The organism is Kocuria sp. cx-455, assembly GCF_057707085.1.
Map to the genome: position 1 here is coordinate 82,248 of NZ_JBYIPM010000002.1, position 18,433 is coordinate 100,680.

At 64.8% G+C, this 18,433-nt stretch carries 15 protein-coding genes and 2 tRNA genes; 2 read left to right on the forward strand and 15 right to left on the reverse strand.

The window, feature by feature from the left end:
• Positions 1–85: 85 nt before the first annotated feature.
• The 6 genes from AC3ENJ_RS04255 to rpsB form a co-directional block, all read right to left on the reverse strand.
• Positions 86–802, reverse strand: a complete 717-nt coding sequence (locus tag AC3ENJ_RS04255) for a DivIVA domain-containing protein (RefSeq protein WP_431813189.1) — start codon at positions 800–802, stop codon at positions 86–88.
• A 60-nt stretch (positions 803–862) separates the two neighbouring features.
• Positions 863–1,852: a phosphatidate cytidylyltransferase gene (locus AC3ENJ_RS04260; RefSeq protein ID WP_431813190.1), complete on the reverse strand. Its 990-nt coding sequence runs from the start codon at positions 1,850–1,852 to the stop codon at positions 863–865.
• The gene (gene frr / locus AC3ENJ_RS04265; protein WP_190781644.1) at positions 1,852–2,409 is read right to left on the reverse strand and encodes a ribosome recycling factor; all 558 of its coding nucleotides are present in this window, start codon (positions 2,407–2,409) and stop codon (positions 1,852–1,854) included. Before frr ends, AC3ENJ_RS04260 begins: the two co-directional genes overlap by 1 nt.
• Before the next feature lie 90 nt (positions 2,410–2,499).
• Entirely contained in the window at positions 2,500–3,273 is a 774-nt protein-coding gene (gene pyrH / locus AC3ENJ_RS04270; RefSeq protein ID WP_223841283.1) for a UMP kinase, read from the reverse strand.
• Positions 3,274–3,444: 171 nt separating this feature from the next.
• On the reverse strand, positions 3,445–4,275 hold the full coding sequence (tsf, locus tag AC3ENJ_RS04275; RefSeq protein ID WP_190781645.1) for a translation elongation factor Ts: 831 nt from the start codon (positions 4,273–4,275) through the stop codon (positions 3,445–3,447).
• Positions 4,276–4,389: 114 nt separating this feature from the next.
• The gene (rpsB, locus tag AC3ENJ_RS04280; RefSeq protein ID WP_190781646.1) at positions 4,390–5,280 is read right to left on the reverse strand and encodes a 30S ribosomal protein S2; all 891 of its coding nucleotides are present in this window, start codon (positions 5,278–5,280) and stop codon (positions 4,390–4,392) included.
• A gap of 342 nt (positions 5,281–5,622) precedes the next feature.
• Here rpsB and AC3ENJ_RS04285 point away from each other — a divergent pair, with 342 nt between their 5' ends.
• Positions 5,623–6,195 carry a M23 family metallopeptidase gene (locus tag AC3ENJ_RS04285; protein ID WP_431813191.1) on the forward strand — a complete coding sequence of 191 codons (573 nt, stop codon included), beginning with the start codon at positions 5,623–5,625 and terminating at the stop codon, positions 6,193–6,195.
• A 296-nt stretch (positions 6,196–6,491) separates the two neighbouring features.
• Here the strand turns inward: AC3ENJ_RS04285 and AC3ENJ_RS04290 are convergent.
• From AC3ENJ_RS04290 to AC3ENJ_RS04315, 6 genes are all read right to left on the reverse strand, one after another.
• Positions 6,492–6,565: transfer RNA gene (locus tag AC3ENJ_RS04290), tRNA-Ile, on the reverse strand.
• A gap of 69 nt (positions 6,566–6,634) precedes the next feature.
• Positions 6,635–7,822, reverse strand: coding sequence for a glycosyltransferase (locus tag AC3ENJ_RS04295; RefSeq protein ID WP_431813192.1), 1,188 nt, complete (start codon positions 7,820–7,822; stop codon positions 6,635–6,637).
• Complete coding sequence (locus AC3ENJ_RS04300) at positions 7,812–8,756, reverse strand: DMT family transporter (RefSeq protein WP_498957826.1); 945 nt, start codon at positions 8,754–8,756, stop codon at positions 7,812–7,814. The genes AC3ENJ_RS04295 and AC3ENJ_RS04300 overlap by 11 nt, the downstream gene beginning before the upstream one ends.
• Positions 8,757–8,964: 208 nt before the next feature.
• The gene (locus tag AC3ENJ_RS04305) at positions 8,965–9,843 is read right to left on the reverse strand and encodes a phage holin family protein (RefSeq protein ID WP_190781648.1); all 879 of its coding nucleotides are present in this window, start codon (positions 9,841–9,843) and stop codon (positions 8,965–8,967) included.
• Between the two features lie 211 nt (positions 9,844–10,054).
• The gene (locus AC3ENJ_RS04310; RefSeq protein WP_431813194.1) at positions 10,055–11,281 is read right to left on the reverse strand and encodes a glycosyltransferase 87 family protein; all 1,227 of its coding nucleotides are present in this window, start codon (positions 11,279–11,281) and stop codon (positions 10,055–10,057) included.
• A 61-nt stretch (positions 11,282–11,342) separates the two neighbouring features.
• A complete protein-coding gene (locus AC3ENJ_RS04315) occupies positions 11,343–12,650 on the reverse strand; it encodes a glycosyltransferase 87 family protein (RefSeq protein WP_431813195.1) in 1,308 nt (435 codons plus the stop codon).
• A 306-nt stretch (positions 12,651–12,956) separates the two neighbouring features.
• Between AC3ENJ_RS04315 and mptB the strand changes: the two genes are divergently transcribed.
• The gene (mptB, locus tag AC3ENJ_RS04320) at positions 12,957–14,567 is read left to right on the forward strand and encodes a polyprenol phosphomannose-dependent alpha 1,6 mannosyltransferase MptB (RefSeq protein ID WP_431813196.1); all 1,611 of its coding nucleotides are present in this window, start codon (positions 12,957–12,959) and stop codon (positions 14,565–14,567) included.
• Between the two features lie 145 nt (positions 14,568–14,712).
• Here mptB and AC3ENJ_RS04325 read toward each other — a convergent pair.
• From AC3ENJ_RS04325 to AC3ENJ_RS04335, 3 genes are all read right to left on the reverse strand, one after another.
• Positions 14,713–14,788 (reverse strand) — tRNA-Asn (locus tag AC3ENJ_RS04325).
• An 80-nt stretch (positions 14,789–14,868) separates the two neighbouring features.
• A complete protein-coding gene (gene dnaG / locus AC3ENJ_RS04330) occupies positions 14,869–16,839 on the reverse strand; it encodes a DNA primase (RefSeq protein WP_431813197.1) in 1,971 nt (656 codons plus the stop codon).
• A 128-nt stretch (positions 16,840–16,967) separates the two neighbouring features.
• A complete protein-coding gene (locus AC3ENJ_RS04335) occupies positions 16,968–18,374 on the reverse strand; it encodes an MFS transporter (protein ID WP_190807480.1) in 1,407 nt (468 codons plus the stop codon).
• Positions 18,375–18,433: the final 59 nt, after the last annotated feature.

An 18,433-nucleotide genomic window follows, 5' to 3' on the forward strand; every position in this document is an offset into this window, starting at 1 on the left:
GCAAAAAGTCGAAAAAGCGGGCCTAACTCGCGATCGTGTCGCTAGTTAGGCCCGCTTTGTATACAAACACGCAGCAGCCTGGGAATCAGCGCAATGCCAGGATGAGCTCCACCGCACGATCCAGGAACGCATCCACCTGTTGCTCCTCATAGCAGCGCTGGCCCTGTGCCTGACGGAACACCGCCTTACGGACAAGGGACGGATCCAGGTCTTCGTCGGAACGGAAGTGCTCGGTGAGCCGGTCGCACAACACGTCCACGTCCGCCACCGAATAGCCCAATTGTTTGCGCTGTGAGGGTTGGCGGAACCGTTCGCCGTGGGGGCGATTCAACCGTCCGAGCAGTGTCTGCCCCAGCAGCTCGAGGTGCTCCTCCCAGCGCTGCGGTCCGTGTTCGTGAATGAACGCATCCCGTTCGCGATCCGCCAATTGGTCCTCGAGCTCGTCCAGCCGGGCATCCACGGGCGCCGAATCATAGCCACCCTGCACACGGTCGAAGACACGTTCCCGCACCTGTCGGCTGCTGACACCCGGTGCGGACCGGAGGTCACCGGAGGTGGTGAGCAGAACGGCGTCGACCCGGTCCAGGAAGTCGTCGACCTCTGCGGGGTCATAACCCCACTGCTCCTCGCTGACCCTGGAGAACCTCCGGCCGGCATCGCGGGCGGCCTTGACCCGGCCTGCGGTCTGCGCAGCGGGAGCATCGTGTGCGGGGGCCTGCTGGGACCCTGTGCTGGTATCCAGGCCGTTGATCGCCCGGGTCGGCCGGTCCGCAGGGGAAGAACCGGGGGTGTTCTCGCTCATTGTGGTGTTTACCTTTCCAACGGCCGAAGCGGTTGCGCCCCGCATCACCGGGGTCATTGTCTATGCCAGGACGGCGAACAGCTCGAAGAGCACGTATCCGGTGATCACCGCGAAGAGAATGGAATCGATCCGGTCCATCACGCCGCCGTGTCCGGGGAGCAAGGTGCCCATGTCCTTGATACCCAGTTCGCGCTTGACCATCGACTCGGAAAAATCACCCAGCGTGGCCACGGCCACGATGGCCGCGGCCAGGATCGCGCCCTGCCACCACGTGTCCCCCAGCAGGAACACGGAGCACAGAATACCCACGATCACCGCGCCCCCCAGGGAGCCCGCGAAGCCCTCCCAGGACTTCTTGGGAGAGATCCTGGGCGCCATGGGATGTTTACCCCACACCACGCCCACCGCGTACCCGAAGGTGTCGGAGCTGACGGCCAGCAGCACAACGGTCAGGATCTTCAGGGACCCATTTTCCGAGTGGTACAGCAACAGGGCCGTGCTCAGCAGCAACGACGCCCAGACCAGACCGAAGACCGAACCCATGATGGAGAGCAGCATGCCCTGCCTGGGTCCGAAGGCCCGCCACACCACCACGAGCGTCACGGACAGCACCACGGCGAAGGACAGGTACTGGGCTCCGCCCTGATAGGCCGCCAGCGGCATGAGCAGCGCAGCGATCACGGCGGGAATTCGGGGAATTGCAATCCCTCGGTAACTCAGCGATCGCGCGATCTCCCACACGCCGATTCCCGCGGCCGTGCCCGCCAACAGGGCGAGCACGAGGGGAAAGAGGAACAGCCCCACCAGCAGCGTGGCAATCAGCACCACCGCCACGGCAATGGCTGCCGGTAGGTTGCGTCCGGCCTTGGACGGCGCACGATGTTCCTCGCTACGAGTCCACGGCCGCTTGATGACTTCCCTCAGGGTGCCCGTGTTGAGCAATTCGACCCGGGACGGTTTCCCCACCGGGTCACGCCGCCCACTCGCCTGTCCCTGGGAGGAGGCGGATGAACGGTTGTCAGATCCTTTGGGGGCGTGCGCTGCTGCCATCAGACACCGAGCAGTTCGGATTCCTTGTTCTTGAAAAGCTCATCGATCTGATCAATGTGCTTCTTGGTGGCGGCGTCGAGATCCTTCTCCCCGCGCTTGCCCTCATCCTCACCCACGTCGCCGTCCTTGATGGCCTTTTCCATGGCTTCCTTGGCGCTGCGGCGGATGTTACGCACCGACACACGGCCCTCCTCGGCCTTGGTGGAAACGATCTTCACGTACTCCTTGCGGCGCTCCTCGGTGAGCTCCGGCATGACCACCCGGATCACGTTGCCGTCGTTGGCGGGGTTCGCGCCGATGTCGGAGTCGCGCAGCGCTTTCTCGATGTCGTTGAGCGCGGATCGGTCGTACGGGGTGATCAGAAGGGTGCGCGCCTCGGGCGTCTGAAAGGACGCCAACTGCTGCAGCGGTGTGGGCGTGCCGTAGTACTCGACTGTCAGACTCGAGAACATGGCCGGGTTGGCGCGGCCGGTGCGAACCGTGGAGAAGTCGGTCTTGGCCGCATCCACCGCTTTGGCCATCCGGGAAGTGGCATCGGAAAGGATGTCAGAAATCACGTGTATCGCTCCTTATGCGTGGAAAAGCCAGGGGTTCTGGCGGGCGTGGTACTAACTTCCACTCTAGCCGTGTCCGCGAGAACCCACGATTTACGGGGTGACCAGCGTGCCGATCTGCTCGCCCAACACGGCCCTGGTGACATTGCCCTCGCCCTCCATGCCGAACACGCGCATGGTCACGTTGTTGTCGCGGCACAGGCTGAAGGCGGTTTGGTCCATCACACGAATGTCGCGGGCCAGTGCCTCGTCGTAGGTCAGCCCCGTCAAACGCTGCGCCGTGGGATCCTTCCGGGGATCCGCGGTGTACACACCGTCCACGCCGTTCTTGGCCATCAGGACCTCCGTGGCGTGCACCTCCAGCGCGCGCTGGGCGGCCACGGTATCGGTCGAGAAATACGGCAGGCCGGCACCCGCACCGAAAATGACCACGCGGTCCTTCTCCATGTGTCGGATGGCTCGGCGAGGGATGTAGGTCTCGGCCACCTGTTCCATCTTGATGGCCGACTGCACGCGCGTGTCCACCCCGCACTGCTCCAGGAAGTCCTGCAGTGCAAGACAGTTCATCACGGTGCCCAGCATGCCCATGTAGTCCGCGCGGGAGCGGTCCATGCCCGCCTGGGACAGTTCGGCGCCACGGAAGAAATTGCCGCCGCCCACCACGATCGACGTTTCCACCTGCCCGACGGTCGCGGCGATCTGCTCGGCGATCCGGCGGACCACGGCGGTGTCCAAACCCACCTGCCCGCCGCCGAAAACCTCGCCGGAGAGCTTCAACAGCACCCTGCGGCGCTTGGGTTCCACACGGGGATCCCGGCTCAACCGCACAGCTTCGTCATGCAGTTCGGATTCGTTGGTGGTGGGCATAGATTCTCCCCAGGAAGACGTCGGTCGAGGTGCGGGCCCACACGTGGCAGACCGCTTTACAGCTTACAGAAACGGCGGGGTGTCACCGATGACTTGGTGACACCCCGCCGAGGTGACCTCGGACGACGCCGCTCACGAGCGGCGTCGTCCGACGTGGTCTAGCTCATCAGCTCAGGCACCCACGCGGAAACGTGCAAAGGCGGTGGCGGTTGCGCCGGCCTCGGACAACACCTGGCCCACGGACTTCTTGGAATCCTTGGCGAAGTCCTGATCGACCAGAACGACGTCCTTGTAGAAGCCCTTGAGACGACCCTGGACAATGTTCGGGATGATCTTGTCCGGCTTGCCCTCGTTGCGTGCGGTCTCTTCGGCCACGCGCTTCTCGTTCTCGACGGTCTCTTCCGGGACGTCGGACTCGCTGAGGAAGCTGGGGGCCATCGCGGCGGTGTGAACGGCCACGTCGTGAGCGGCCTGCTCGGCGTCGCTGCCGGACACGGCCAACAGCACGCCCACCTGAGCCGGGAGATCCTTGGAGGTCTTGTGCAGGTACACGGCCACGTGATCGCCCTCCACACGAGCCAAACGACGCACGACGACCTTCTCGCCCAGCAGCGCGCCGGTCTCGGTCACGAGCTCGGAGACGGGCTTGCCCTCGGAATCAGCGGCAAGCAGACCATCCAGATCCTGGGCGTCAGCGGAAACCGCCGCGTCCAGAACCTTGGCGCCGAATTCCACGAACGGGCCGGACTTGGCCACGAAGTCGGTCTCGGAGTTGAGCTCGACCATGTAGCCCACGTTGCCCTCGACGCGAGCAACAATGATGCCCTCGGCCGTGGAACGGCCTTCACGCTTGGTGACGCCCTTGAGACCCTTCACGCGGATGATTTCCTGGGCCTTCTGGGCGTCGCCATCGGCTTCATCCAGGGCCTTCTTGACGTCGAGCATGCCGGCACCGGTGCGCTCGCGCAGTGCCTTGATGTCAGCAGCGGTGTAGTTCGCCATGTGAACTCCTCTGTTGTCGTTTGGGGTTGGCCGAACGTGGGATACACGCCCGGCCAACGTCGGTAGCCATGATGGGCCACCCGAAAGAATGGAAGGTGAACGAAACTCGCGGCCTTACTCGGCTGCGGGGGTCTCTTCCTTCGGAGCTTCCGCGGAAGCAGCCTGGGTCTCGGCGGCGGGTGCCGGCGCTTCGGCCTGCTCGGCGGACTCGGTCTTCTCCGCGCCCTCGGCCTTGCCAGCCTCGTGCTGCTCGAGGAGCTCGCGCTCCCACTCGGCCATCGGCTCGTCGGTGGTGTTACCGCCGGACTTGGCGTTGTTGCGCTCCATGAGACCCTCGGCCACGGCGTCCGCGATCACGCGGGTCAGCAGCGAGACGGAACGAATGGCGTCGTCGTTGCCGGGGATCGGGAAGGCAACCTCGTCCGGGTCGCAGTTGGTGTCCAGGATCGCGACGATCGGGATACCGAGCTTCTGCGCCTCGTCAACGGCCAGGTGTTCCTTCTTGGTGTCCACGATCCACACCAGCGAGGGGGCCTTGGTCAGGTTGCGGATACCGCCCAGGGTGCGCTCCAGCTTTTCCTTCTCGCGGCGCAGCAGCAGCAGTTCCTTCTTGGTGTACTGCGAACCGGCGACGTCGTCGAAGTCGACCTCTTCCAGTTCCTTCATGCGATCGATGCGCTTGGACACGGTGGAGAAGTTGGTGAGCATGCCGCCCAACCAGCGGTGGTTCACGTAGGGCATGTTCACGCGGGTGGCCTGCTCGGCAATTGCTTCCTGAGCCTGCTTCTTGGTACCCACGAACAAGATGGTGCCACCGTGAGCCACGGTGTTCTTGACAGCCTCGTACGCGCGGTCAATGAAGCCCAGCGACTGCTGCAAGTCAATGATGTAAATGCCATTGCGCTCGGTGAAGATGAAACGCTTCATCTTGGGGTTCCAACGGCGGGTCTGGTGGCCGAAGTGAACGCCGTTGTCGAGCATCTGGCGCATGGTTACGACGGGCATGTCGTCTCCTGTTGATTGCTGGCGGCCTTAGGGCGACCGCCATGGGTTTACGGTTATCGATCGATCGGGACGATCCCTGGCGCGATTCGTGACCCGGCCCTACGGACCCGATCAACGCACCCCATCCGCAACGAGTTGTGGACCGAGGAGTGCGCACACACGTCAATGTGTTCCTTCGCGCGCGAAGTCAGTGGCCGCCTCACGGTCGCACCCGGGTCACGGGCATGAAGAATGAGAGCAGTCGACACTGCACGGATCAGCTTACCTCATGCACGGTGCATCTCGCTCCACATCGGGTGCTTGCACCTGGTTCCGGATCGATTCCCGGGCCAGTCTGGCCTCATGATGTCCGACGACGCCGCCCTCGCACCGTGTCCGCGCGCCTCTCGCGCACCGCTCGGTTTCCGTGCGCGGACGCTCACCCTTGTGTTGGCCCTGTGTTTGTTCCTCGGGGGTGTCGTGGGCGGTGGCGTGGCCGGTCCACCACCGGCGCGGGCCGCCGGAGGGTGGACCTGGCCAGTCAAACCCCAACCCGCGGTGACTCGGTCATTCCAACCACCGGCTCAGAAGTGGCTCTCCGGGCACCGCGGTGTGGACCTTGGGGCCGCGCCTGGTACGGAGGTCCGCTCCCCCGCTGCCGGCACGGTGTCATTCACGGGAGTGGTGGTGGACCGGCCGGTCCTCACCGTGGATCACGGTGCTGGCTTGAAGTCTTCCTTCGAACCCGTTGCGGCCACGGTGGAACGAGGCCAGAGCGTGGCCCGCGGCCAGGTGATCGGCACGATTGCCGAGGCCGGGCACTGTCCGCCCGCGAACTGCGTGCACTGGGGTGTGCGCAGAGACGGCGACTACGTGAACCCGCTGCAGTTCGTTCAGGACATGCGCCCTTCGGTGCTGCTGCCGGTGCCGCGGTGATCCTGCCGACCCATCCGGTGCCCCTCACTCACGTGGCGCCATGACAGTTCGGCGTACGCCGTGCATCGTGTGCTTGCCCCCGCGACTCTCAGCGCTCCAGGTGCCGTTAGAACCGTCCCGGACCCCTCAGGCGCCGCTGCGACCCTTTTCCGCTCCTCCGAGGGCTCTAACGGTGCATGAGATGCATTGGGAGGTTCTTCGGGGGCATGAGGTGCGTAGCTGATGGGTTGCGCACCCACGCCCACAACCAAAAGACCTTCTCACCGGTGTTTCCACTGGTGAGAAGGTCATTCATGTAGGGCGGGTGGGGCTTGAACCCACGACCAAAGGATTATGAGTCCTCTGCTCTGACCAGCTGAGCTACCGCCCCCTGCGCCACCACGGAACATCGCCGTGGCCGCCGCTCTACGCTACCGCATCCGCGCGGTGGCGCCGGGCATCAGGCGGGTTCGCCGCGGTAAATGCTTTCGAAAGTGTCCAAGGTTTTCGCAAAGGAGTGGCGGGCCATCATGCGGTGGCTCGCCTCGCCCATGGCCCGGCGTTGCTGCGGGGTGGCGTCCAACACCAGTTGCAGCTTGTCGGCCAGATCGCGGGGGTTACCCGGTTCGAAGAGGTAGCCGTTGACCCCTTCGTCCGCCAGGTGCGGCAGTGCCCGGGCATTGGCGAGTACCACCGGTGTGGACGCGGACATGGCTTCCAGCGTGACCAGGGACTGCAGCTCGGCGGTGCCGGGCTGACAGAACACATCGGCGTTGAGATAGGCCACCCGTAATTGTTCATCCGTGAAAAAACCGCGGAAATGGATTCGTTCGGCCACGCCCAAGGCGTGAGCCAGGGAGACCAGCGAATCCAGTTGTTCGCCCTCCCCCACGATTTCCGCGTGAATGTTCTTTTCAACCGGGATCAAGGAAATGGCCTCGATCAGTTCATTGACGTTCTTTTCCACCGCCAGCCGGCCGCAGAAAAGAACCGTGTGATGGTCGGGCTTCTTCAGGTGCTCGCCCTCATGTTGCTCGTAGTCGCCCACTTGGATCCCATTGGATACGGGAACGGCAGTGTCGTCCACCCCGTTGGCGACCATGGTGTCCACCGCCAGCTGAGTCGGTGCGGTCACCACGTTGCAACGGCGGAACTGTCGCGCAAGGTCCCACCAGGAGACTTTCCGGTACCCGCGGATGAACCAGTCCGGGAACGGCAGGAACGGTTCAATGTTCTCCGGGATGAAGTGGTTGGTACCCACCAACCGGATCCCGCGGCGCTGAGCCTCCTGAATACCGAGACGCCCCAGGATGTAGTGGCACTGACTGTGCACCACATCGGGCTGGACCTCATCGAGCACCCGCTTGATCTCGCGGTACACCTCCCAGGGGAAGCAGAACCGGAAATAGGGGTGCGTGAAGGCTCGATGCGAGCGGATTCGATGTTCGATCACGCCGTCTTTGTCAACCGTGAGGGATGTGCCCTTGGCGGTCATGGGAGCCATGACGTGGACTTCGTGCCCTCGGCCGAGCATTCCCCGAGCGAGCCGCCGTGCGAACTGGGCGGAGCCATTGATGTCCGGTGGATAAGTCTCCGCAATGATCAAGATCTTCAAGGGACGCTGTTCTTCAGGATGCTCAGTGCTCACGGGTGCTGTTCAGAGTCTTCCTGTGCTCGGTCGCATGGGGTGAAGATTTACTCGAAAGTTCATACTCTAATCGCTTCGCCCGTTCCCTGCGCTCGATCACTTCGGGGTGGTGGCGAGAAAGCAATACGACGCCGACTATAGCAACGCTCCCCGCCAGGCACATGATCACTCCGACTCCCGGTGTGAAGCCCGGGCCGGCCTCTCCCAGAACGGACAGACCGAGGATCACGCCCACAATCGGGTCGACAACCGTCAGGCCCGCGATGACCAGATCCGGCGGCCCGCAGGAGTAAGCACATTGCACCATCCAACCGCCCACCACGGACGCCACCACAATCATGATGACCGTGAACCAGTGGATCTGACCCAGGCCGTGGGCCAGTGTGTGAGTCATGGTCAATCGCACCAGCACCGCGACGAACCCGTAGAGAATTCCGGCGGCCAGGACGTAAAACATGCTGATGCGGCGGTGGCGCAAGAACAGCTCTGCGACACAGAAGGAGAGGACCAGAGCGATCAGGATGGCCACCAGAATGACTTCCGCCAGCGGATCGGCGAGGTAGCTGGGGTCTGTGCCGGCAACAGCGGCCACCACGAACACGGCGCCGCCCGCTGTGCACAGTGAAATGGCACCCCAGGTGCGGGCATTGATGTCCAGGTGTTTGTTTTTGGCATGCAACAGGGTGGTGATGACCAGCGCGATCACACCGATGGGCTGCACCACCGTGACGGTGGCCAGCGTCAGTGCCCCGACATTGAATGCCGTTCCCAGCCCCAGCAGCACCAGCCCGGCCACCCACTTGGGATTGCGCACCAGGGACCCGAGGTTCGAGGGTTTCAAGGCCTCCTGGGTGTGCGCGGTGACGGCCGCAGACTGCGTCTGGGTCCCGAGTGCCAAGCACAGGGCGGCCATGAGGGCCAACGAAACTGCCACCCACTGCATCACCGGTTCATCACGTCTTCCACCACAGCATCATCGTAGGGCGCCACCGTGACCTTTTCCTCACTACATCGTGAAAATCAGCCCCGCGGAGGACCGATCCCATACCCCCGTAGGAGGTGGGCACGAGGAAGACCGGGTCACCGTGGTGACCCGGCCTTCCGGAGGCGACGCAGCGGCGTCGTCGGTTACCCGACGGGCGCTACTTCTTGAGGAGCTTGCGCAGGAACACCAAGAAAGCGGAGCCCGCGGCTGCGGCCACGGCCAACGGTTGCCACCGATCGCTCAGGCTGCTCTTTCCGGCCGTGGCCGAGGTGGAGTCTGCGGTGGGCACGCCCTGCGAACCGCCGCGGGTGGCGAAGGTCTGCTTGACCGAATCCTGCGTGGACTTGAAGGTGCCGGCGGTTCGACCCACGAAACCCTGGGCTGCTGCCTGGACGGAGTCCGCACGGTTCTGGGCATCATCGCGCAGGCTCTTCAAGTGCTCGCGGCGCAGTTTCAGGCGGTGACGCAGCTGTTCCTCGGTGGGCTTGACCGGCTTGACCTGATTGGGGTCGTTGGCGGCGGCTTCCTGCTCGCGTTCCTTCTGCTGCTCGGCCTCGTTGATCTCGCGTTGCACGCGGCCCTCTGTATAAGCGGAGCCTTCTTTCACGACACCCAGGTCGTAACGAAGCCCGAACAGGGTCTTCTCCGGCTTGAGCGGCATAGCGCTCTTGATCTTGGCCAACGCCACCAGGACGAGGATGGCCAGGATCACGATGAAGAGCAGGGCCAGCAGCAAGGCCGCCAACCATGCCGGCATCAGGTTGGACAGCCCGGCAATGGCCGCACCGATGAGCGCAATGACGGCCAGGCCGAGGAATACCAGGCCCACCACGGCGAGGGCTGCGCCCACACCCAGTTTGATGCCCTTGTCCTTGAGTTCGAGTGCCGCTAACTGCGCCTCGTCCTTGAGCTGCTTGGGCAGCAAACGGGCAAAGACCTTGGTGACATCAAGAATGGATGCCGCTCCAGGTTTCTTGGTTGCCCGAGTGCGCGCGCCGGGGGTGTGGCCGCTTTCCGGGCCCACTGCATGACTCATGCCGCCTCCGATGATGCTTGATCTTCCTATGGGTGTTTCCTAAATCAAAACTACCACCGAGGCCGCGGCAGGCACGGCAGCTTGCGCGTATCGGCAGGACACGTAGTGAGAAATCCGTGGCATTTCACCCGGGGCGCGGCGGTCGGCCCGCAGATCGAGCCCGGTACGACGTCGTTCCGGTCGCGTTGGATGCCCCGGCGAGCGCCGGGCCTCAGCCCCGGGCCACCTCGCGGGCGGGCCGGGGCTTGGCCCCGAGATCCCACGTACGTTTGACCGACCAGGCCAGCAGCAGGATCAGCAGGATGTTCCGGATGCTCAGCACGCCGGCCATGATCGGGTTGGCGTGGATGAGTGGGGTGTAGAAGAGCGGGTAGATGACGAACGTGACCACCGCGATGCCCATGAGCAGGGCTGCGGGGGTGCGCCAACGCCTCCAGTCGTAGACCAGGCCCGCCACGATCACGGGCGCGAGCCAGATCATGAACTGGGGCGAGCCCACTTTGTTGAACACGATGAGCACGGTGGTCATCATGAGGGCGCCCTCGTAGAAGAGTTCACCGCGATCCGCTCCCCTGCGCAGCGAACGGATCAGTAGCGCGGTGCCCACGACCACGGCGACGACGAGCAGCGGTTGCATGAGGCGGGCGGCGAGTTCGGTGCCGGGGCCGTAGACCTCGGAGGAGTTGATGGCCGTGTTGTCCGCGATCTCGGAATCGGCAATGTTCAGCACGCTCAGCCAAACCCACGGGGTGGAGAACGTGGCCTCGAGTTGCATGCCGCGCGAGCCCTGGTTGGCCATGAAATCGGCAATGTGGGTGAGGCCGCCGGAGAGCCACGTTCCGACCACGACCACCGCGGTGACCGCGACTCCGGCGAGAAATACCTGCACGCGTTTCTTCGCCGCGATCAGCAAGGACAGGATGACGGCGGCCGGCCACACCTTGATCCACGTGGCGATGCTGAGCAACACGGAGGCCACCACGGGCCGGCGGGCGGCGTAGAGCATGCCGATCAACACGATGGGCGCGGCGATTCCCTCCACACGGGCGAAGCTCAGGTAGCCCAGGAAGACCAGGAAAATCAGCAACCACCAGGCCGGTGCCACACCGCGGCCGCCCATGCTGCGGCGGGTCAGGAACCAGATCGCCACGGCATTGAGCGCGGTGATGATGAGTGTCCAGGCCAACAGATACAGATCGTGACCGGCGATTCCCGCCAGGTGGATGGGGATCTGCGCCAGGACCGGATAAACCCACGGGCTGATCGACTGGTCGGCAACGTCGGTGGAGAAACCCGCCATGGCCCATTCGCGATACTGCTCGGTGTCGCTGAAGGCCCACCCGTTGAGGAAGAAGGACGCCATCCATCCCAGGTAGTACAGGTGGACCACGGCGAAACCCCACCACACGCTGGAGGGGCGGGAGAACCAGGCGATCACGCGGTCCGGGAGCAGGCCGTCGCGCGCACCGCGGAGCCGGTCGAAGAATGCGGCGGAAATGTCAGGACTCCTTGGGGACGAGCTCGTCGGTGGGGCGTTTGGATCCCAACCAGTACAGGCGCCGCGCTGACCACAACAGCAACACCACGAGCAGGGCGTTGCGTGCGGTCAGCACCAGCGCCATCGCGGGGTTGTCGTGACTGAGCGCGTTGTAGAACAGCGGGTAGATGAAGAACGTGAGAACCGCGATCGCGATCAGCATGATGGCCGGGGTCCGCCACGAGCGCCAATGGTGCACGAGTCCCAGGGCCACGGCCGGGCCCAGCCACACCATGAACTGCGGGGAGCCCACCTTGTTGAACACGATGAACACGGAGACCAGGGTCAGGGTGCCGGCGAGCAACAGTTCGGTGCGATCCGCTCCGCCGGTGCGCACGCCGTGGCGCAGCGCGCGGATGAGCAGCACCGTGGCGGCCAGGGCGGCCGCGATCAGCAACGGCTGCATGAGCGAGGACATGATCTCGGTACCCGGCCCGTCCACCTGCATCGAGTTGATGTCCGTGTTCATGTACATCTGGGAGCCGCCCACGCCCAGCACCGAAGACCACAGCCACGGGGTGGTGAACGTGGCTTCCAGCTGCATACCGCGGTCGCCCTGCTGCGTGAGGAAGTTGAACAGTAGCGGGAAGGCGCCCATGGCTGCGGCGACGCCCGCGGCCACCGCGCTCACGGTCAGTCCCGCGACGACCACCTGAACACGCCGACGCACCACCGTGAACAGGGCGAGCACGATGGCTGCCGGCCAGACCTTCATCCACGTGGCAATGCTCAGCAGCGTGGAGGCAATGAAGGGATGGGCCACACCGTAGGCCAGGGCCACCAGAACAATGGGGGCCGTCAGGCCGTCGACCCGGGCGAAACCCAACCATCCCATGAGGAACGTGAAGCCCAGCCACCACCAGGCGGCGGGAATCGCGTGCGGGTTACGGCCGCGATCGGTGAGTTTGAGAACGGCCCAGCCGTTGAGCACCGTGGTCGTCAGGACCCACAGGAAGAAGAAGGGCCCCGGGCCCGCTATGCCCGCGAGCGCCATGGGCACCAGGGCCAGCACCGGGTACACCCACGGGCTGGGTCCACCGGCCAGGGCGTCCTGATCGAAGCCGATGCGCGTCCACTCCCGGTAAATGTTGGTGTCGCTGAAGGCGTTGCCGTTGAGGGAGACGATCAGCGCAAAGATCAGGAACACGAGGTGCAGGGCCACGAACCCGGCCAGGAGCGCACGCGGAGAGGTCAACCACCCCGGTAGGTTCTGGGGCCGATCCAGAACGTTCAATCGGTCCTGTTGGGTCAACGGCTTGTGCGTGGACATGATCAATCCTCGTCAGGTGCGCAGCGGTACGAGACCGCGGGCGGCCTCAGGAAATCGGTTCCGTATCCGGTGGAGCAGGGCACGGATGCGTACTCATGCTACGTGCCGCGGACCGGTCCCCGTGGACTCATGAGTCATGGGTGCAGTACACCGGGGCACCGGCCATGGCCACTCCCCCTGGGAATCGCACCCGAAACCCCGGTTGCGGCACGTCCGGCTGCTAGGATCAGGCTCCTGAATGATGTCCCGCGGGCCACAGTGCCTGGGCACCCGAAAATGTTGACAAGTAGGGAAACGACACAGGTCATGTCGGAAAGTGGTTTGCCCCCGGAGCTCACTGCCCACGGCAGCACTCCAGCGACCCCGCGTGCCGACGGGGAGCCGCTTCCCGCCGAGGCCCGTTCCGTTCCGGGTACACCGCGGGTTCCCCGCCCGTTGATCGCCATTGTCCAGGGCCTCATCGGCTCCCTCATGATGTTCGTGGGGTCCATTGGTATCGGGTGGATCGCCCTGGGCTCCCCCATGGTTCGCAATCCCCTGGTGATCGCCATGCGCACCGAGGGATGGGGGATCGTCATCTCCACGGTGCTGCTGACTTTCGGGGCCATGCTCCTGATGCGCTCGTGGGTTCGGCTGGGGCAGCGACTGACCGGGTGGCCGAAAGGGTCGCTGCGCGCCGTCGTCATAGCCGTGCTCGCCTGGTCACTGCCGTTGCTGCTGGCCGTGCCGATTTTTTCTCGCGACGTGTACGCCTACATCGGCCAGGGGCGCCTCATGGAGGCCGGGGAGAACCCGTACACGACCGGCATCTCGACTCTCGACAACTGGTTCATGCTGGGCGCCGATCCGGCCTGGGCAGAGTCCCGCACCCCCTACGGGCCCGTTTTCCTGTGGTTGGCGCACCTGGTGGTCGAGGTCACCGGGGCCCAACCCGATCTTTCCGTCCTGCTGTTCCGACTTCTCTCGTGTGCGGGTGTCGCACTGTGCGTGCTGTACGTGCCCAAACTCGCGGCAATGCACGGGTTCGACGGCGCTCGCGCCCTGTGGCTCACGGTCGCCAATCCCTTGTTCCTCATCAGTTTTGTGGCCAGCGCCCACAACGACGGTCTCATGGTCGGCCTTGCCGTGGCGGGCACGTATTTTGCCGCGACCGGCAGGCCGATCCGGGGCATTCTGCTGGTCACCGCGTCCATCGGCATCAAACCCATCACGATTCTGCTGCTCCCCTTCATCGGGTTGCTGTGGGCCGGCACCAACGCCTCGTGGCCCCGCAAATTCGCCACGTGGGCCGGCACGGCGATCCTGAGTTTCGGGCTGCTCCTGCTGAGCGGTATTCCCTACGATCTGGGCCCCGGATGGATCCTCGCCATCCTGGACCCCACTCCGGGTTTCACGGGTTATTCGCCATCCGGGTTCCTGAGCATGCAGGTCAACCGCGTTGCCGACGCGTTGGGGCTGCCCGGCGGAGACATCGCGGCGGCCTTGCGCAACACTCTGAAATACCTGGGCATCGGCACCGTGGTGCTCTTGATGTTCTGGGGAGAAGGTCGGCGCAGCCACCGGGTGGTTCGACGCATGGGGCTGGCCTTTGCCGCCGTGGTCATGCTCTCCCCGATCATTCAGCCGTGGTACATCCTGTGGTTCCTGCCGTTCCTGGCGGTCACCGGCATCAAGGACAACTGGCAGGTGCGCGTGCACTACGTGGTCACCGGGTTCTTCGTGATCTTCGGGGCGCAGGACCAATTGTCCGTGTGGCCCTACATCGAGGTCAGTTTCAACGTGTCCACCATCGCCTACGTGGTTGCTCTCGCCTTCACCGGCTATCTCATGTTCCTCGACCCGCACACCAAGCACGTGCTCATTGAGGGCGGGCCTCGCGGGTGGTTCGAAAGACGCCGACGACACCGCGTCCGGTGAGTGCCCGCCACACACCACGTGCTCCGGCTGCGAGGCTGTGCTCAGATGCCAATGGGAGCGCAACACCGCCGTGATTGTCCACCCCGATCGCGCGTCGGGCCCGGACACGACAAAAGCCCCGGCGGACCGGGGCTTTTGTCGATGCTGGCTCCCCCGACTGGACTCGAACCAGTAACCCTTCGATTAACAGTCGAATGCTCTGCCAATTGAGCTACGGGGGACCGTGCACATCTGTGCAACGAGACGTTACTTTACAGACCCTGTGCCGGTTCCTCAAATCCAGCCCGCCGATACGCGCACCTCAATTGCCCAGCAGGCTCCGCCGTTGCATCTCCAGGTCCAGCAGCTCCCGTTGCAGCTGCTGGTACAGCGCGGATTCCCGCTGCGGATCGGTGCGATTCAGGTGCGCGAGCTTGTCCGATTTGGCGCGGTTGATGTGCATTTCCACCAGGCTGGTCAGCACCCCCACGGCGTAGTTGCGGACCTGCTGCTCGGAGGACGCGGGCAGCGGGGTCACCGACAGCTGCGCCAGGTATCCGTACAGCGGTTCGGGCAGTTGCCCGCGCACGCGCTCGAGCCAGCCCCGCCCACCACGCGGGTCGTTGACGTTGTACTCGGGCCGCGCGGCAACGATCGAGTCGTGGAGCGCTTGGTGCACCGGGTAGCGCATTTCGGCGGAGTCGAAATGACCCCAATACGCGTCGGGCACCAGATCCGGAACCTGGAGAACGACCTCCAGGGCCTCGCGTTCCATCCGGGCGACCGGCTCACGGGGATTGGGCAGCTGAACCTCGGCCGGCCGTTCCTGCTCCCGAGCGTCTCCGTGGGGATCCGCATGACGCCCACCATCGCCCCGGGCACGCCCGGATCCCTCACGAGCCGACGAGAACTGCTGTGACTCACGGTGTTGGGGCGCGCGCTGCTGCCCTCGGTGCTGCGAGGTCGAGCCCCGCCTGGCCGCGGCCGCCACCGCCCGCATCACCTCATCGGTCTCGATGCCCAGCCACCCGGACAGCTCCCGGGCATATGCCGGGCGCAGGGACGAGTCACGGATCTGCGCCACGATGGGTGCGCACGCGCGCATCGCCCGCAGCCGACCTTCCAAACTGCTCACGTCGTAGTCGCGAATGGTCGCCTTCAGAGCGAATTCGAACAGCGGAGTTCGGGTACTGACCAGGTCTCGGACGGCGGCATCGCCGCGGGTCAGGCGCAGGTCGCACGGGTCCATGCCGTCCGGTCCCACGGCCACATAGGTCTGCGCGACGAACCGCTGGTCCTCTTGGAACGCACGCAGCGCGGCCTTCTGCCCGGCGGCATCGCCGTCGAAAGTGAAGATGACCTCTCCCCCGGCGGAATCGTCGGAGAGGAAGCGACGCACGACCTTGATGTGGTCCGCTCCGAAGGCGGTACCGCATGTGGCCACCGCGGTCTCGACACCGGCCAAATGGCACGCCATCACATCCGTGTACCCCTCGACCACCACCACCTGTTTACCTTTCGCGATCGCCCGCTTGGCCAGGTTGATGCCGTACAGCACCTGAGACTTCTTGTAGAGCTGCGTCTCGGGGGTGTTGAGGTACTTGGGCCCCTGGTCGTCCTCGTAGAGCCTGCGCGCGCCAAAGCCGATGACCTCGCCGGCCACCGCGTGAATGGGCCAGATCAACCGGCCGCGGAACCGGTCGTATAGTCCCCGATTGCCCTCCGAAAACATGCCCGTGAGCTTGAGTTCCTGATCCGTGAAACCCCGGTCCCGCAAGTGTTTGAGCAGGTTGGACCAGCCCTTGGGTGCGTATCCGATGCCGTAAGTGCGCGCGGCGTCGTCGTCGAAACCGCGCTCCCCCAGGAACTGCTGGGCGGCCGCTGCCTGCCGGGTGTAGAGATTGCGCTGGAAGAATTCCGCCGCGATTTTGTGGGCGTCCAATAGCCGCTGCCGGCGGCCCACTTCTTCGCGCTTGGGCCCCGAGCCCTGCTCGTAACGCAGCTCGTAACCAATGCGCGCTGCCAGCCGTTCCACCGTCTCGGTGAACGGCGTGTGATCCATCTCCATGAGGAACGCGATCACGTCCCCGGATTCATCGCAGCCGAAGCAGTGGTAGGTGCCCATTTGCGGGCGCACGTGGAAGGACGGCGTGCGCTCATCATGGAACGGGCACAGACCCTTGTAGGAACCGATGCCGGCGGGCTTGAGGGTCACGTACTGGTCGACGATTTCTTTGAGGTCGGTGCGTGATCGCACCTCGTCTATGTCTTCTCGCCTGATCAGTCCCGCCACGCCTCTCATCCTAGGCAACGCGTCAAACTCGCGAGACCCAGCCGCGGGCCTGTGCAGCCCGGACGCGAGAGAGCGGCGTCGCACCTCGGGACGACGCCGCTCTGACCAGTCGCGGGAGCGCGCGGCACCTAGCGCGCGGGAGGCTCCTCGGGATCGATCACGACCCGCGTGTCCACCGGGTCCACGGTCTTGGTCCCCAGCATGGACGCGCCGCCGAGCGCACCCACCAGGGCGAAGGCGAAGAATCCCCACGGGTAGGCCAGCCCCGCGGTCAGTAGCGTGCCACCCAGAATGGGGCCGCTAATCGCGCCCAGACGGCCCACGCCGGCGGACATGCCCAGCGCCGTGGCGCGGACCTGCGGCGGGTGGTTGGCGGCGGTGAACGCGTACACGAGCACCTGTGAGGAGAACACGAAGCAACCGGTCAGGAACACCATGATGTAGATGCCGAGCACCGGCAGCTTGATGGCCAGGGCCGCCAGCAGCACGGCTGACGCGGCAAACCACAGGATGCCCGCCACTCGCGGGGTGATGCGATCAGCCACGCGGCCGCCGATCCACAGGCCCACCACGGCACCCACGTTGAGGATCAACAGGAAACCCAACGCGTTGCCCAGGTCGTAATCCGCCGCGCGCATGATTTGCGGCAGCCACGTGTTCAGGCCGTACACCAGCAGCAGGCCCATGAAGGACGCGATCCAGATGAACGTCGAGTTCCGCGCGTACGTGCCGCTCAGCAGCAGAGCCGCGCCCTGTTTCGCGGGCCTGGTTTTCTCACCGGCCGCGGTCGACGACGCCGCGCGGTCCGCTCCGGCCCCGCGCGTCGCGTTCGCGGTGTTCGGGAGTTCGAGTTCCACGTTGTAGTGCGCGGCGACCGCGCGAGCGGCGTCGTCATCGCCCTTGGCCGCCAGGTAGGACGGTGACTCGGGAAGGAAGAAGTACATGAGCGGGACCAGGATCACGGCCGGCAGCGCACCGGCAATGAACATGGTGTGCCACGAGAACTGCGTGAGTACCCAGATGGCCAGGGCCGCGGTGAGCACGGCACCCACGTGGTATCCGGTCATCATGACGGTGGTGGCGTTGGAGCCGCGGCCCTTGCGGGCGAATTCGTTGACCATGGAGATGCCGGTGGGCAGGCATCCGCCCAGCCCCAGGCCGGCCAGGAAACGCAACGTACCGAACCACAGCACGGTGGGAGCGAAGGCCGCAGCAAAGGTCAGGACCGAGAAAATGACAACGGCGCCGATCAGCATTTTGCGGCGCCCCAGACGGTCGGTGAGCCACCCCATGGCGAGCGCACCGACCATCATGCCGAACAAACCGGCGGTGGCCACGGCGGTGCCTTCGCCGGTGGTCATGTCGAAGGCCTTGTCCTCCAGCAGTGCGGGCATGACCGCGCCGAGGACCACGGCGTCAAAGCCGTCCAGCAGAACCGCGATCCAGCACAGGGGCGCGACCCACCGGGGGGATTTGAGGATGAGGCCCTTGCCGGACGAGGTGCCGGCGCGGGGTGAGGAAGCTGTAGGGCTCACGGGGAATCTCTTCCGATAGGGCGACAGATCACAGTGATACTAATCCCACGTTGGTGTTG

Coding starts and splice junctions, on each gene's coding strand:
- AC3ENJ_RS04255 (WP_431813189.1), bottom strand. CDS start 802: ATGAGCGAGAACACCCCCGGTTCTTCCCCTGCGGACCGGCCGACCCGG.
- AC3ENJ_RS04260 (WP_431813190.1), bottom strand. CDS start 1,852: ATGGCAGCAGCGCACGCCCCCAAAGGATCTGACAACCGTTCATCCGCC.
- pyrH (WP_223841283.1), bottom strand. CDS start 3,273: ATGCCCACCACCAACGAATCCGAACTGCATGACGAAGCTGTGCGGTTG.
- tsf (WP_190781645.1), bottom strand. CDS start 4,275: ATGGCGAACTACACCGCTGCTGACATCAAGGCACTGCGCGAGCGCACC.
- rpsB (WP_190781646.1), bottom strand. CDS start 5,280: ATGCCCGTCGTAACCATGCGCCAGATGCTCGACAACGGCGTTCACTTC.
- AC3ENJ_RS04285 (WP_431813191.1), top strand. CDS start 5,623: ATGATGTCCGACGACGCCGCCCTCGCACCGTGTCCGCGCGCCTCTCGC.
- AC3ENJ_RS04305 (WP_190781648.1), bottom strand. CDS start 9,843: ATGAGTCATGCAGTGGGCCCGGAAAGCGGCCACACCCCCGGCGCGCGC.
- AC3ENJ_RS04315 (WP_431813195.1), bottom strand. CDS start 12,650: ATGTCCACGCACAAGCCGTTGACCCAACAGGACCGATTGAACGTTCTG.
- mptB (WP_431813196.1), top strand. CDS start 12,957: ATGTCGGAAAGTGGTTTGCCCCCGGAGCTCACTGCCCACGGCAGCACT.